Genomic DNA, 14971 nt, shown 5'->3' with positions numbered 1-14971 from the left:
CTAATGATAAGGTTTTGTTAAATTTTACTGGCCGACTAATACTTTAACGCCGTCTTAAAAAAGCCGACAGCCAAGCTGTCCACCTGTAAGTGAATGGCATGCCTGTTAACCGAAGGATCATCGGTAAAATATATCGGAGCTTCTTTTTTTACAGCGTCAATGGCCTCGCCAAGCATTACGTAATGGCCTACCTTACCGGGCAGCTCTGTATATTTTGATTTGCCAATTAGCTGATGATAATGCCTGGCATTGGTTTTAACCGGGGCTATGCTATCACTTTGTGAGCCTACAATATACAAGGCGCCTTTAATATCAGCTACCTGCTCTTTGCGGGTAAAACCGAAGCCTAATGCGGGCGATATGGAAAAGAATGCTTTGATCCGGTTATCTTTTAGCGGGGGCACATGTTTGGAGTCGGCAATCAGGGTGCTATCGTCCAGCAGTTTTACCAAACCCGGAAACTCCGGTATCTCCAGATCTTTGCGCCCTGTGGTTTTATAATAATTACGGGCCTGTTCAAAATCAAGCCTTGCACCGGCCAGGGCTATCATAGTATATCCGCCAAATGAAAACCCGGTTGCGCCTATTTTTTGCTGATTAATAAGGGGGCCAATCTCGGGGTTATTCAGTAAGAATGTAAGAGCGAAACTGATATCCAGCGGACGTTCCCATGGCTTAACAAATTCAAGAGGAATTTTATGATCATAGGTATTGCCGTAATGATCGACAGCAGCAACTATGCAACCGCTGTTTGCAATGGCCTGGGCAAGCCACTCCAAAGTTAACCGGCCGCCACCTGTGCCATGCGAGAGCAGGATAAGCGGCAGTTTATTTGCCGGAAGCTTACCATTACGAACTGTTGACTGCCGTAAAAAGGGCGAAAAGTGTTTATCTGTGGGTTTCAATGTATCAGCCGTTGGGTACCAGATTTCCGTAACTACCGGGCGGTTATTGCGGCTTTCGTCCTTAAAATTGAGGGTACGCTCGCCTAAGTTTTGGGCAATCGCAAGATGGCCTGATAGCAAGATTATAATAATGGTGAAGGTTTGTTTCCACATAATGTTAGCGTTTATATCACAAAGCAACACATTCAGTGAGTCAAAAAGATTGACAATAGTCAATAAATCACTTTTTTGATTTAAGGCGGCTCAGGGTTTCCTGCGAGATACCAAGGTAATCGGCAACTATTTTATTGGGCAGCCTTTTAATAATTTCGGGCTGGGTTTGCATCAGGATATTGTAACGGGCTTTTGAATCCATGGTGATAAGGCTTTCTATCCGCTGTATGGACGCGATGTAATCCAGCTCAAGCCCTTTACGGTACATGGTTTCAAATCCGGGAATCTCCTGAAGCAGCAGGTCGCGATCTGTATAGCTCAGTACCAGCAACTCGGATGGCTCGGGGCTTTGAATGGAGGCAACAGAAGGCTCTTTTAATATAAAGCTGGGGAATGCGGTACCCATACGCCCTTCAAATATCAGGAACCGGGTTGATTCATTGCCCTCATCATCAGTTAAGAATACCCTAAGGCATCCTTTAACCACAAAATATAAATGTTTTGCGATGCTCCCCTTTTCAACCAGGACCTCATTGCGTTTGGTAAAGCGGGTTTTAAAACAATTAGCAATCAGCCACTCATGTTCAGGCGAGAGGATTAATTTACCTTCAAGATGTTGTTTTAAAGCAGGATGCATAGCTGCAATTTATGCACTTAGCATTGGGTTGACAAATCCCTGATCATTTTTGAGCAAGCAAATTCTCGTACAGGCCAAAGTTTTCAGCATCAAAACAAACAAATATTACTTTCTCAACAACATCATTATCAGCCAAAAAAACCTTGACAGTTTTAATGGCAATGGCTGCAGCCTTATCTTTTGGAAAATGATAGATGCCGGTACTGATATTAGGAAAAGCTATGGTGTGCACATCGTTTTCTGCGGCAAGCTTCAAACTATTTAAATAAGCGGATTGCAACAGTCCGTCCTCGCCTTTTTTACCGCTATTATAAACAGGACCTACGGTATGGATGACGTATTTAGCAGGCAACTTACCGCCGGTTGTAATTACAGCTTGCCCGGTTTTGCAGCCGCCCTGCCGGGCTACTATCTTACGACAATCTTCCAGAATCTCCGGTCCGCCGGCACGGTGTATCGCGCCATCGACACCGCCGCCACCCATCAGTGATGTATTTGCCGCGTTTACAATGGCATCAGCTTTAATTTTTGTGATATCGCCCTGTACTAATTCAATAGTGCCCATAATATTTTAAATTATAGCAAATAAACAAACAGGAAAGTGTTTTGCTTTTAGAAATAAAGTTGCACCATTTTACGCCAGTAACGGGCGCGGTGTGCTTCCTCGTGCCAAATATACAAGCTGTTTTGGATGCCTTTGCTGGCCAATACGGTGCTTAGGTATTTATTATCTTCCAAAAATGCATCCTCCTCGCCCACGGCCAGGATAATTTGGAGACGCTTGATCTGGTCAATAATTTCGGGGCTATGCAGGTTATTTAAAAACTGGTTAGGCATATTGAAATACACATTCTCATCGCGGTACCCATCTAACAGGTCGCGGAAATTGCCCATAGCCTGGGTAATGTCATAGCGCCCGCTCATACCTACTACTTTCACAAATACCAAGGGATGTTTAAATGCTATGTTAACCGCATGATAGGCCCCCATGCTGCAACCTGCCGAAATAATTGAACCGGCGGCGTTAAGTGTTTTCATTAAGGGCACTACCTCCTGTAAAATGTATTGCTCATACTGCAGGTGCCTTTCCATGCGATGGTAAGGATGACTGAACTCATTATAAAAGCTTTCCCGGTCGATGCTATCCACACAGTAGACCTGCAGGTGACCTGCCTCAATTTTACTGCGTAAGGCTTCAATTACTTTCCAGTCTTCATAATCATAAAACCGGGCTGTGCGGGTGGGAAAAAATAGAACAGAGGCGCCCGCATGGCCAAAAACCAGCAATTCCATATTGCGCTGAAGCGACGGACTGAACCACTTGTGGTACTCTCTTTTCATCTTTTAAACCGCTGAAAGATGACAAATGCGTGTAAACCCTATATTAAGCTAATTTGATACTTTGCGGCATTCGCTGTAAAACAGCTTTTTTCCACAAAGCGTAACCGGCGCTGCTCAAATGCAAACCATCTTTATCATAATATTCTCGTATTGGTTTACCGGAAGCATCTATCATCTGATTAAATATATTGATGAACTGCCAGTTTTTATGGCGGTGTATTATCTCGTTTTCAATTAAGCTATTGGTGTACCTGTACTTTTCAACAATAGGCCAGCGGGCAAGGCTTGGCTTAAGCGATATATAATAGCAGGGAATATTACCAAAAAGCCGCTCAACCTCAACTGTGAGCTGCTTAAAAAATATAAAAACTTCTTCGGGATTGCGGCCATCGCCGAGATCATTATCGCCCGCATACACTACGATGGATTCGGGGTTATAAGAATGCATTATACGTTCAAAAAACCATACACAGGCAGCCAGTGTAGAACCGCCAAAACCCAGGTTAACTGGTTGCATGTCATCAAAATCAGCATCAAGCGTATTCCACAAACGAATGGATGAGCTTCCATAAAAAATTACCCGCGGCACATAATCAAGCTTGGTTCGCTTAATTTCCAGCTGCTTCACATCCTCTTCGTACCAGATCATATTCTTCTATAGTAGGGCCGTATTAATTTAAGCGCTAAAGATAATACAATAGCCCTAACTTAATGTAACGATGATTAACAATGGTATTAAAAATGTAAAAATGACTATTATTCTGCCGCTTCTTCGCCTTTGGTGCCCAACTCAACAATATCACCCTCTTTAAAAAGGATAGCCTGCAGCGTAGTACGCCATACCGGCTTTTTGCGCAGTAAAAACTCAAGGTCCATACCAAAGTGCTTAAACTCCTCCTGCTGTGCGTTTTGCATAATGGCTTTGGCCTGGTTATCTTTCTCGACAGAAATCCGCTGTTCGTACCAGTTTATAGCTTCAGCTTCTTCGATTAATGAAACTATCATCCGGGCAAAGGTGCGGGTTTCGTCGGATAGCTCATTTGCCGGTTCGTGATATTGATCAAATGACATAATACTTTTTTTAGGAGATAAGTATTATGTAAACGCTTTTGTTTTAAGTGTGTAAGTATTTAGAATGGATTAAGCCAGGTGTTTCCTGATTTTGATATTAACCAGTTTGGATGTTGGCGTATTGCTTTGTTCTGCAACGCTGTTGATCGGCACCAACACATTGGCCTCGGGGTAATAGGTAGCTGTATTCCCTTCGGGAATGTTGTAAGGTACAACTACAAACAACCTCGCTACCCGCTCAACACCATCATCATAATTAAACAGGTCAACTTTTTCCTGCGCCCTGAAACCGGCTTTTTTCATATCTTTTTCATTCATCAAAATTACCCGGCGCTCATTGTGAATGCCCCGGTAGCGGTCGTCAAGGCCATATATGGTGGTGTTAAACTGATCATGACTGCGGATGGTTGCCATATGGTATTCGTCGGCAGCCAGTTCATGCTTCGGCAACGGGGCGATATTGAAAGGCACAACAGCTCCATTCTTTTCGGTGATAAACTTACCCTCGCGGGCGGCGTTTGGCAGGTAAAAACCGCCGGGCAAACGTACCTTTTGGTTATAATCCTCACAGCCCGGAATGACTTTGGCAATCGCGTCGCGCACAGCATCATAGCTTTGTGCGTACTTATCCCAGTCGACAACGGCACGATTACCTAATGTGGCTTTAGCAAGATTACAAATGATCTGGTTCTCGTTCATCAGATGTTCAGATACAGGCTTCAGCATCCCTTTTGACATTTGGACAACCCCCATGGAGTTTTCACAGCTTATAAATTGATCCTCGCCATTTACAACATCTTTATCGCTTCGTGACAGTGTTGGCAAGATCAAAGCTTCTTCACCATGAACCAGATGGCTACGGTTTAATTTGGTTGATACATGTACCGAAAGTTTAAGTTTACGCAAGGCCTGTGCCGTAAACAGGGTATCCGGCGTAGCCGAAAGGAAATTGCCGCCCATGGCAAAAAACACTTTAAGTTTGCCTTCGTCCATAGCTTTAATAGATTCAACAACATCATAACCATGGCCCCGCGGCGGCTCAAAACCAAAAACTTCCTTGAGTTTATCCAACTGCTTCGGTTTTGGCTTATCCCAGATCATCATGGTACGGTTACCCTGTACGTTGCTATGACCACGCACCGGACACAAACCGGCACCGGGTTTACCAATGGCGCCTTTAAGCATGGCCAGGTTCACAATTTCTTTTACGGTATCCACTCCGTTTTTATGCTGGGTGATGCCCATAGCCCAGCAAATAATGATGCGGCTTTTATTTTTAATCAAATCAACCGCCTGTTCAATTTCATTCACTGTTAAACCGGCAGCTTTAGCCAGGTCATCAATCTTGTATTGGTTCAGGCTGTCTAAAAAGGCAACGTAACCAGTAGTGTTCTTTTTAATAAATTCATGATCGAAGACACTGCCGGAATTTTCCCGCTCGGCTTTATATAGCAGTTTTTCCATGGCTTTTAGCAAAGCCATATCACCGTTTATTTTTACCTGCAGGTACAGATCGGCCAATTGCGTTTTGATACCTAAAATGCCTTTTACCGTTTGCGGGTTTTTAAAACCCATTAACCCAGCCTCATGCAAGGGGTTTACCGCAATGATCTTTGAGCCTTTCTGCTTAGCCTTTTCAAGCGCGCTAAGCATCCGGGGATGATTGGTACCTGGGTTTTGCCCCATGATAATGATTACATCGGTATCGTAAAAATCATTAAGGGTGACTGTGCCCTTGCCAATGCCAATAGTATCGGCAAGGCCAACACCGGTACTTTCATGGCACATATTGGAGCAATCGGGCATGTTATTGGTACCAAACTCGCGCACAAATAACTGGTAAGTAAATGAAGCCTCGTTACTGGTACGGCCGGATGTATAAAATGCAGCTTCATCGGGCGACGCCAAGCCGTTAAGCTCATTCGCTATTTTTTTAAACGCGAAGTCCCAGTTTACCGGTGTGTAATGTGTAGCTCCTTTGGCCAGATATACTGGTTGGGCTATGCGTCCCTTCTTCCCTATCTCATAATCGTTAAGTTTGGCAAGATCCGCTACCGAATTTTCAGCAAAAAAATCACCAGTGACCTTTTTGGTAGTAGCTTCTTCGGCAAGCGCTTTGGCTCCATTTTCACAATATTCGGCGATGGGCGAACGGTCGTCATCCGGGTCGGGCCAGGCACAGCCAGAACAATCAAAACCGCTCTTTTTGTTCATATGAAACAAGCCTTCCATACCTCTTGCCAGGCCTACTTCCTTTAATATATCAACCATAGCCACTGTAACAGCAGGGATACCCGCCGCCCAGTCTTTTGGATGTGTTATTTTCAGGTCGAGTAGCTCCTCAGGATTCTCTGCTGCCGGTCCTTGTTCTGCTTGCTTGCTCATGGCTTTTTAGCTGCTAAGGGATTAGGATAATTATCGCTTTGATCTTCGGCGACTTCATCCAAACACGTAAAATCTTTTTCAACCAGTAAATGCAAACTGCCGTGTTTACCTTCGTAACCTACCTTATCGTCGTCGGCAAAGCCGGTGGCCACAGCTTTTGGCACATATAGTGTTATGGCATTCTCCTTATAGGTTGCCGAAAGATGCTCATCATCAACCAGTCTCAAAGCATAAATAAGCTGCTGACTGCCAAAATCGACGGTTTCCTGAACATAACCTTCTTCGGCCAGTTTGGCTACATCAGTTTTTGTGAGCCTGTATCTTAATGAATTACCTTTTATCCTTATTTTCATTGGTATCAATCAGTTTACGCCGATGGCGCCGTTAGTACGGCCTCATCGTGGACCATTACCCGGTGCGCGCCCGCGTAAATATTAAAGCGCTCATCGCGTAAAAAGCCAATCAGTGTAATATTAAATTCGTTTGCCAGTTCTATAGCCAGGCTTGACGGCGCACCTACTGCCGCAATAATACTGATACCTGCCATCGCGGCCTTTTGAATAAGCTCAAAACTTGCCCTGCCGCTAAGTAACAATACTGTTTGCTGCAACGGCAGCCAGTTATACATCATAGCAGCACCTATCAGCTTATCTAAAGCATTATGCCTGCCTACGTCTTCTCTTAATAATAACAGCTCACCCAAAGGAGTAAACAAAGCCGATGCATGCAAACCGCCCGTATCATCAAATACCCGCTGGTGCCCGCGCAAAATCTTCGGTAACTGATTAAGTACCAAACTATGGATCACATTGCCATCATCTGCCCCGGCGGCAAAATTGCTTACTGTGCGAATAGCGCTGATAGAACCCTTTCCGCACACACCGCAACTGCTTGTGGTATAAAAATTCCGTTCGGTATTTTGAAGGTACGGCAGTGCATCCTGTTCAAGTGTTACCAGCATGGTATTCTTCTTGTTTTCAGCGCAGGTTATAAAGCTGTGTTTAGCTGATTTTATCTCATCTGCATTTTTAATAATGCCTTCGGTAAAAAGGAAACCGGTTGCCAGTTCGGCATCATGACCGGGGGTACGCATAGTTACAGAGATATTACGTAACTCTCTGCCATCTGCAGGACCATATTCCAGTTTAATTTCAAGTGGTTCTTCAATGGCTATGCTATCCTCCTCCCTTGCGCTTCGGTTAGCGTTAACTTTTACAACCGGGATATGAATAACTGATGGCGAAGACATATTCAAAGATACAATTTATGGCATAGTTTGTTTATGCAAGTTTATGTGCAGAAGGCAAGTTTAAGTCCCTTCGTTTGAATTGTTTTTGAGGCAAGCGTCTGCAAAACAGCCGTTAGCTTAGCCCGGCAAGGGATTAACAGGGTTAACAGAAATTCGAACTATTTTACATTATTTAATTTATAATCAATTAATTACATTAAAAACAGCATTAACACATGTAAACCCCGACAAGGTTAATCCTCCAAGCTTATTTTTTTGTTTAGGTTCAAACCCGGAGGTTTGGACCCGCATAATGAACTTACATATGTTGATTTGTTAAATTTAAACCTGCTGCTCGTTTTGTAAGCTAATTTGAATATTTTTGAGATATGAAGATCAACATACTGGCTTTTGGAGTGGCTAAGGAGATATTTGGAAGCAGCGAAGTTAGCCTGGAAATGACCAACGATGCAACTATCTCCAATTTAAAATACCTGCTTGAGCAACAATACCCGCGTTTAAAGCAGCTTTCATCATACATGCTGGCTGTTAACAACGAATATGCCCTGCCCGGCGATACTATTCACGAACGCGACGAAATAGCGATCATTCCGCCGGTAAGCGGGGGGTAGATCAGTTTGCAGTTTTTAAGTAGCAGTGGCAGTAAACTTTTTAGCGGCAGTTTACAGTTTTTAGTGGGCAGCTTGCAGTAGTATTTTAGGACTTACCTCAATTTCATCAATATTAAACAATCAACTTAATATAGAATGGCCATCAGAAGCGCAACGCTTGCCGATCATACTGCAATATCAAATTTGCTAACACAATTGGGTTATCCAGGCACTGAAGATTTTTTGCCGGGTAACCTTGAACGAATGTTAGAGCAACCTTCATCGAAGGTTTTGGTTTATGAAGATGAAGGTGAGGTTGCAGGTTTTATCGCCATTGATTTTTTAACACAGCTGGTAGTTAAGGGTGATTTTATTCGCATCAGTTGTTTTTCTGTTGATGAAAACACCCGGGGCAAAGGTATTGGTAAGGCTCTTGAGGGTTATATTACCGAACTTGGCAAAGAACGTGATGCCGACAGGATAGAGGTACACTGCCATACACGCAGGACCGACGCCCACCGGTTTTATTACAGGCAGGGTTATTCCGAGTCGCCCAAATACCTCATGAAATCATTGGCAGATAAAATATAGATTTGCATTGCTATGAACACACAGATCCTTCTATCGGCCCAAACACTGGATATCCAATCATGTATCGACTGGATCATGTCACATGAATCCGGGGGGATAGATGTGTTTATTGGTACCGTACGCAATGCAACCAAAGGAAAAAAAGTTTTAAGGCTCGATTTTGAAGCTTACGAGCCAATGGCCATCAGCGAGATGAACAAAATTGCTGCGCAGGCCTTTGAACGCTGGCCGGTACAAAAAATACTGATTCACCACCGTACCGGATTGCTGCAGGTTGGCGAGGTGCCGGTTGTTATTGCCGTTTCAGCAGCGCACCGTGACGCTGCCTTTGATGCCTGCAGGTACATCATCGACACACTTAAACAAACCGTCCCTATCTGGAAAAAAGAAAGCTTTGAGGATGGCGATGTCTGGGTGGCAGCACATCCTTAGGATTTGGGATATTGGATTTCGGAACTTGAAATTCGGATTTTTCAATTTTCAATGGGAGATTTTCCTCGTCGTTGTTGGTGTTGTCACCAACAACTCCCACTCCGTAGCTGCCGCTTGTTGGAGGTTTCGTCATTATAAAAGCTTAGGATACAAAAAAGTTGTTGGTGACAACACAAACAACGGCACAAACTTTCGATTCAAATTAAAAAAATCCGAAATCGAAATTCCGATATCCGAAATCATTTAATCAGCCTTATACTCTTCTAACCCACCTTCCAATGAAAACACATCGGCCTCGGGGATCATTTTGAGGATAAGTTTTACGGCTTCCTCGCTTCGTTTACCTGATGAGCAGTAAAGGACTTTGGTATTCGGGCTGGTAAAGTAGGCCAGGTACTCTTCTATTTCATCCAGCGGGATATGCGTACCGCCAATATCATAGGCTTCACGCTCGTGGATGGTACGCACGTCAATAAGTTCTACCGTATCATCTAAAAGGATCCGTTTTTTTAGTTCATCTGCATTGATGGTTGGAATAGTGATAGTTGTTTTTAACCTGCGGATATGTGTTTTTGTTACCGGGCCAATCTTAAAGATGCGGCTTTGCATGCTTTGTGCATCAAAGATCAGCACTTTCCCGGCCAGTAATTCACCGGTTTTGGTAATGTACTTGATTACTTCATTGGCCTGCATACAGCCAATGATTCCGGCCAGTGTAGGTACTACTCCGCCTTCAGTACAGTTAGGGATCTGGGTAGCATCCACTTCGGGGAACAAATCACGATAATTGGGCGAATTTGCCCCTTTGGGGTTGCTTACGTTCCAAATGGCAACCTGCCCTTCAAACTGATAAATGGCACCATAAACAAGCGGTTTAGCGGCCAAAACACAGGCATCATTAAGCAGGTAACGGGTTTCGAAATTATCGGTACCATCCAGCACAATGTCGTAATTGCTGATAACATCCATCACATTATCGGATGTTATTTTGATGGCATGAGAAACAAGCTTAATACCTGGATTTTGCGCTTGCAGGCGTGAACAAGCCACTTCAGCTTTATTTTCCCCCTCATCAGTAGGGTTATATAATACCTGGCGGTGCAGGTTACTTACCGATACCTGGTCGAAATCAGCAATTCCCAATGTGCCAATTCCGGTTGATGCCAGGTATTGTGCAGCCGGGCAGCCCAACCCTCCAGCCCCGACAACCAGCACGCGGGCTTGCTGCAATAATTGCTGGGCTTCCTCGCCAAAACCAGGCAGTGCTATCTGGCAGTTATATCGTTGTAAATCCTGATTCATTAGTAGCAACTATTGTATGGTGGATCATTGATTTTACTTTCTCCAATTCTTCAGGCGTATTCACATTGGTCAGTGCCTCCTGTTGTGGGGCGTTTAACAATGTAATATCACTATTGATCAAAACCTTGCGCGGGCATGAATACCCTTGCGCCAAAAACGATAGCAGTACAGGGTAGCTTTTAGGCTCCCATATAGCTATCAAAGGTTCAGGGAAATCGGTTACCGGACTGTGATAAGCCGTAGCCACCGACGAACTGTTTCGCCAGGCCACTAAATTGCGAAGGGTAGCTTCATCCATCAAAGGCAAATCGCAGGCTATGATCAGCCAGGCGGCATCCGGCTGCTCGCGAAAAGCGGAAAGAATAGCCCCATAAGGTCCTAAACCAGTAAATGTATCCTCAATAACGGGATAAACCGGGTCAATTTCCTGCTGCTGGCCGGGGCGACCGGAAATGTAAACCTCCCGACAAAAGGTTTTAAGCAGATCGGCCATATAATACCGTTGCTGCTTGCCATGCCATTTGGCCGTACCTTTATCAAAACCCATTCGGGTACTTTTGCCGCCGGCCAATACCAGTCCATTTAAAACAGGTTTGGCCTGTTTTAACGCGGCTTCAAAAAAGGCTACGATCTTTTCACGTTCATCTACTTTTAAAACGGGGATCTGCTGCCAGTGAGGGATAACCTCCTGTATAAAGCCCGGGATTTCGCTTGCATTATCGGCCAGCAGAAAAAGCTGAACATTATTGAGCTGACCTATCCTTTTTTGCAGCGACGCTTCTTTATTACTATCGATAATAACTACCTGTGCCTTAGCCTGCTGGTGATTTCCATTAACTATTACCAGGTCGGCAGACGAGAATTGCTGTTTGAGCTGATAAGGATATACCGGGTTTTGATAATTGAATTGCTGATAGTTTACCTGGTCGGTATATTCGAGCAAGGCGCCGCTCACCAATCTGCCGGGCAGCAAAGTAATATCATCGTTATGTGACATATCCACATAAGCACATTTATAAACCGGTGAAAGCGAACGGATCACATCATCGGCCAATAATTTGATCACGGTACAGGGGCCGCCCAGAATAGCCCACTCGTTACGGCCAAAGTTACCGGTTGAAGGCCTTGACAGCCTGGCGTGTTTTTTATGGGTGCCCGACGGCTGGTTATGATCTTTTAAAGTCACGTTTACCTCCTGTTTTTGAGATCAGTTTGGTTTCTTTTATCACTATATCATGGCTCATGGCCTTGCACATATCATAAATAGTAAGCGCCGCTATTGAAGCTCCTACCAGCGCTTCCATTTCTACGCCTGTTTTGGCGGTGATGCTTGCAGTACAATCAACAACAACCTCTTGTTGTTCGTTGATATGTATGGCTACATTGCAATTATCCAAACCCAGCGGATGGCAAAGCGGGATCAGTTCGCCGGTTTTTTTGGCGGCCATAATACCGGCAATGATAGCTGTTTGAAAAACAGGGCCCTTTTTAGTCTGCAATTCATTCCCTGCTAAAAGCTCAAATACTTGTGCAGGCAAAGCAACCACGCTGCGCGCGGTAGCAGTACGGTGTGTAACCTGCTTTTCAGTTACATCAACCATATTAGGATCGCCTTGTTTGTTTATGTGGGTTAACATTATGAACCTTGATTTACTTGATTATAGGATTTAAGAATATTTGCATGCATAACTTTTATTTGGTTTCTAATTGCCATCAAGGCAATCCTAAAATCCTACAAATCATGGTTAAACCTCCAAACCTTAAACACCTCTCCTGCTTTAAAATTATTCTTTTCAGGCGGAAGTTCTAAAAAAGCTTCGGTATCTGCTAAGTTAGCAAAATCGCCCGAACCATTTCCTTCAACGGGCATAGCTATTAACCGGCCTTGCTCATTACTTTGCAACTTTACCTGCAAATAATATTGCAATGCCGGCTGAAAAGTAAAGTCTTTGCTCAATACTGCATAAGTTGGCGGCTTTGTTGGCAAACCAAGTACAGCATTAAGCCACGGCAAAAAGTAACGGTGCAGGCACATAAATGTGGCTACCGGGTTACCCGGAAAAGCAAACACCAATGCACCGTTATTATGCCTGCCAAACCAAAAGGGTTTGCCGGGCCGCTGGGCTACTTTATGAAACAACTTTTCAACCTTTAATTCTTCAAGCGCCCGGGGGATATAATCAAACTTCCCCATCGAAACACCGCCGCTTAGCAGCAGTACATCATAGTATTGTAAACAGTATTGGATCTTTTCTTTAGTAACCGCGGGCTCATCGGGGATATGCAAAATATCAGCATCGGTACCATGCTGTTTTAAAACGGCCTTTACCATATAGCTGTTTGATTTGCGTATCTGGTACGGCAGCGGCGTTTCATGCACATCAACTAATTCATCGCCCGACGAAACTATTACCACCCTCGGCATTTTTTCAACAAGCAAGTGGGTTTTACCTACTGATGCCGCCACACTAATGATAGCAGGGCTTACCACCTGTCCTGCTGTTGATATAATATCATTTTGTTTTTTATCAAGGCCTTGCAAATGCAGGTTCTGCCCCTTTTTTATATCGCGGGTATGTATGCTCACCGACCCGGCAATGATCTCTACATCCTCATAACGGATCACTGTATCGGCCGAAGCGGGCAACACAGCACCGGTCATGATCTCGATGCATTCGTCGGCGCTGTCGATCTGAACCGGCTCGTCACCGGCTGCCTGGGTAGCTTTGATGCGGAAAATATTGATCCCGCTTTCAATAGCTTCATATCTTATAGCGATACCATCCATGGTTACCCGGTTAAAAGGGGGCAGGTCGCGGTCGGCCTTCAGGTCTTCGGCCAGGGCATAACCCAGAGCCTGTTCAAACGGGAGGTTTTGCGTGCCATAATCCCTAATTTGCGCAAGCACCAGTTTTTCAGCTTCTTCAACCGTTGTCATATAATATATGTAGTTTAAAACTATCCGCCAATAGTGGCCATTGACTCGTGGATGCCTGTTTTGGCTATCCGTGCCCGCTCGGCTTCCCAGCCATCTGCCGGCCGATGGCTAAAAGCGGTTAACAAGGCACTCTCTAATACTTCATCAGAAGCTTCCGCACGCATCAGATCTTTTAAATTGAGTACGCCATCATCATACAAACAGGTTTTTAGCCCGCCCTGAGGCGTTATGCGAATCCGGTTACAGCTACCGCAAAACGTACGCGAATAAGCTGCTATAATACCAACTGTACCTTTATGCCCTGGGATCTGATAATTGTATGAAGTAGAATAAGCCGGGTCATCCAGTTTCTTTATTTGCGGATATTTGCTTTTTATTTCATCTAAAATGCGAAGGTAATCCCAATGTAATCCATCGTACACATGACCATCGCCGTTAAAAGGCATTTCTTCTATAAACCTGACACTTACCGGCAACTCTTTTGCCAATTCAACCAGCGGAATAATATCCTGTATATTTTTGCCATCCATCACCACGGCATTGATCTTCACTTCCATATCATGGCTTAACATGGCATCTAAGGCTGCCATCACACTGGTAAATTCGTCGCGGCGGGTAATGGTAAAAAAGCGGTTGGCATCCAGCGTATCCAGGCTCAGGTTTATTGACCGTACACCTATCTTCTTCAATTCGGGCACATAAGGAGCCGTGAGTACGCCGTTAGTTGTAAGGCCCAGCTCTTTCAAGCCATCCAGCCTGGATATAGCTGTGAGCAAATGCATAATATCTTTACGTACAAAGGGCTCGCCTCCGGTAATACGGATTTTTTCGATACCCATTTTTACAAGCAAACTACAGCTGCGCAGCATTTCCTCATAGGTCATGAGCTCGGCACGTGAAAGCCAGTTCAAGCCATCCTCGGGCATACAGTAAAAACAACGCAGGTTGCACCTGTCTGTCACCGCGAGGCGCATATAGCTGATCTTCCGTCCATGATTATCTGTTAACAAAATATAGTTTTTTTATCCTGTAAAAATAATTAATTAACAGCCATTACACCTTTAAGTTTATGCATGGCAATTGTAAAAATAAGCATTACCCCGCTTGGAGATGTTTACGAAATGTATTTTTATTTCCTTTCTCATTGATATATCCAGTCGCAAATAAAATTGCGAAAGCGTACCCAAGGCATACTCCTTTCCTAATCCAACACATAAAGCGCAAAAAATCAAATTGTTATAAATGAACAGATCTAATTAAAACTTTCATTAAATTATTACCGTATTAAGGCAAGCATCCGCCCCAAAGAATTTATAAAAGGAAGCCCCCTGAGCCTAAACAACATAAAACGCAGGACCGGAAGCTACAAAATGGTAA

General features: G+C 44.2%; 17 protein-coding genes. 3 read left to right on the top strand and 14 right to left on the bottom strand.

Annotated features, from left to right (window positions below; genetic code table 11):
- Window positions 1-35: 35 nt before the first annotated feature.
- The 9 genes from ABIC84_RS00460 to fdhD form a co-directional block, all read right to left on the bottom strand.
- Entirely contained in the window at window positions 36-1058 is a 1023-nt protein-coding gene (locus tag ABIC84_RS00460; protein WP_429262334.1) for an alpha/beta hydrolase family protein, read from the bottom strand.
- 67 nt (window positions 1059-1125) lie between these two features.
- Window positions 1126-1695 (bottom strand): Crp/Fnr family transcriptional regulator, encoded by a 570-nt coding sequence (locus ABIC84_RS00455; RefSeq protein ID WP_429262333.1) that lies wholly within the window; start codon window positions 1693-1695, stop codon window positions 1126-1128.
- A gap of 43 nt (window positions 1696-1738) precedes the next feature.
- Window positions 1739-2260, bottom strand: coding sequence for an O-acetyl-ADP-ribose deacetylase (locus ABIC84_RS00450; protein ID WP_429262332.1), 522 nt, complete (start codon window positions 2258-2260; stop codon window positions 1739-1741).
- Between the two features lie 47 nt (window positions 2261-2307).
- Window positions 2308-3036, bottom strand: coding sequence for an esterase family protein (locus ABIC84_RS00445; RefSeq protein WP_176627656.1), 729 nt, complete (start codon window positions 3034-3036; stop codon window positions 2308-2310).
- Between the two features lie 43 nt (window positions 3037-3079).
- A complete protein-coding gene (locus tag ABIC84_RS00440) occupies window positions 3080-3685 on the bottom strand; it encodes a GDSL-type esterase/lipase family protein (RefSeq protein WP_354484065.1) in 606 nt (201 codons plus the stop codon).
- 107 nt (window positions 3686-3792) lie between these two features.
- Window positions 3793-4107 carry a hypothetical protein gene (locus tag ABIC84_RS00435; protein WP_429262331.1) on the bottom strand — a complete coding sequence of 105 codons (315 nt, stop codon included), beginning with the start codon at window positions 4105-4107 and terminating at the stop codon, window positions 3793-3795.
- Window positions 4108-4176: 69 nt separating this feature from the next.
- The gene (locus ABIC84_RS00430) at window positions 4177-6492 is read right to left on the bottom strand and encodes an FdhF/YdeP family oxidoreductase (RefSeq protein ID WP_429262330.1); all 2316 of its coding nucleotides are present in this window, start codon (window positions 6490-6492) and stop codon (window positions 4177-4179) included.
- Entirely contained in the window at window positions 6489-6845 is a 357-nt protein-coding gene (locus ABIC84_RS00425) for a DUF7009 family protein (RefSeq protein ID WP_176627658.1), read from the bottom strand. The genes ABIC84_RS00430 and ABIC84_RS00425 overlap by 4 nt, the downstream gene beginning before the upstream one ends.
- Before the next feature lie 14 nt (window positions 6846-6859).
- A complete protein-coding gene (gene fdhD / locus ABIC84_RS00420) occupies window positions 6860-7741 on the bottom strand; it encodes a formate dehydrogenase accessory sulfurtransferase FdhD (protein ID WP_429262329.1) in 882 nt (293 codons plus the stop codon).
- 368 nt (window positions 7742-8109) lie between these two features.
- On the opposite strand from fdhD, the gene ABIC84_RS00415 reads away from it, so the two are divergent.
- From ABIC84_RS00415 to ABIC84_RS00405, 3 genes are all read left to right on the top strand, one after another.
- The gene (locus ABIC84_RS00415) at window positions 8110-8352 is read left to right on the top strand and encodes a MoaD/ThiS family protein (protein WP_090526447.1); all 243 of its coding nucleotides are present in this window, start codon (window positions 8110-8112) and stop codon (window positions 8350-8352) included.
- 135 nt (window positions 8353-8487) lie between these two features.
- Entirely contained in the window at window positions 8488-8922 is a 435-nt protein-coding gene (locus tag ABIC84_RS00410) for a GNAT family N-acetyltransferase (protein WP_429262328.1), read from the top strand.
- Between the two features lie 12 nt (window positions 8923-8934).
- Complete coding sequence (locus ABIC84_RS00405) at window positions 8935-9354, top strand: molybdenum cofactor biosynthesis protein MoaE (protein WP_426586348.1); 420 nt, start codon at window positions 8935-8937, stop codon at window positions 9352-9354.
- Window positions 9355-9597: 243 nt separating this feature from the next.
- Here ABIC84_RS00405 and ABIC84_RS00400 read toward each other — a convergent pair whose 3' ends face one another.
- The 5 genes from ABIC84_RS00400 to moaA all read right to left on the bottom strand — a co-directional run bounded on the left by ABIC84_RS00400 (window position 9598) and on the right by moaA (window position 14604).
- Window positions 9598-10656, bottom strand: coding sequence for a ThiF family adenylyltransferase (locus ABIC84_RS00400; RefSeq protein ID WP_429262327.1), 1059 nt, complete (start codon window positions 10654-10656; stop codon window positions 9598-9600).
- The gene (locus ABIC84_RS00395) at window positions 10631-11842 is read right to left on the bottom strand and encodes an NTP transferase domain-containing protein (protein WP_426586344.1); all 1212 of its coding nucleotides are present in this window, start codon (window positions 11840-11842) and stop codon (window positions 10631-10633) included. The genes ABIC84_RS00400 and ABIC84_RS00395 overlap by 26 nt, the downstream gene beginning before the upstream one ends.
- Window positions 11823-12293 carry a cyclic pyranopterin monophosphate synthase MoaC gene (gene moaC / locus ABIC84_RS00390; protein ID WP_426586342.1) on the bottom strand — a complete coding sequence of 157 codons (471 nt, stop codon included), beginning with the start codon at window positions 12291-12293 and terminating at the stop codon, window positions 11823-11825. Before moaC ends, ABIC84_RS00395 begins: the two co-directional genes overlap by 20 nt.
- A 95-nt stretch (window positions 12294-12388) precedes the next feature.
- Window positions 12389-13594 carry a molybdopterin molybdotransferase MoeA gene (locus ABIC84_RS00385; RefSeq protein ID WP_426586340.1) on the bottom strand — a complete coding sequence of 402 codons (1206 nt, stop codon included), beginning with the start codon at window positions 13592-13594 and terminating at the stop codon, window positions 12389-12391.
- 20 nt (window positions 13595-13614) lie between these two features.
- Window positions 13615-14604, bottom strand: a complete 990-nt coding sequence (gene moaA, locus ABIC84_RS00380; protein WP_426586338.1) for a GTP 3',8-cyclase MoaA — start codon at window positions 14602-14604, stop codon at window positions 13615-13617.
- Window positions 14605-14971 lie beyond the last annotated feature (367 nt).

Source organism: Mucilaginibacter sp. 3215, from assembly GCF_050433785.1.
GTDB lineage: Bacteria > Bacteroidota > Bacteroidia > Sphingobacteriales > Sphingobacteriaceae > Mucilaginibacter.
Note: the sequence above shows the minus strand (reverse complement) of the source record. Positions and strands in the feature narration are given on the sequence as shown.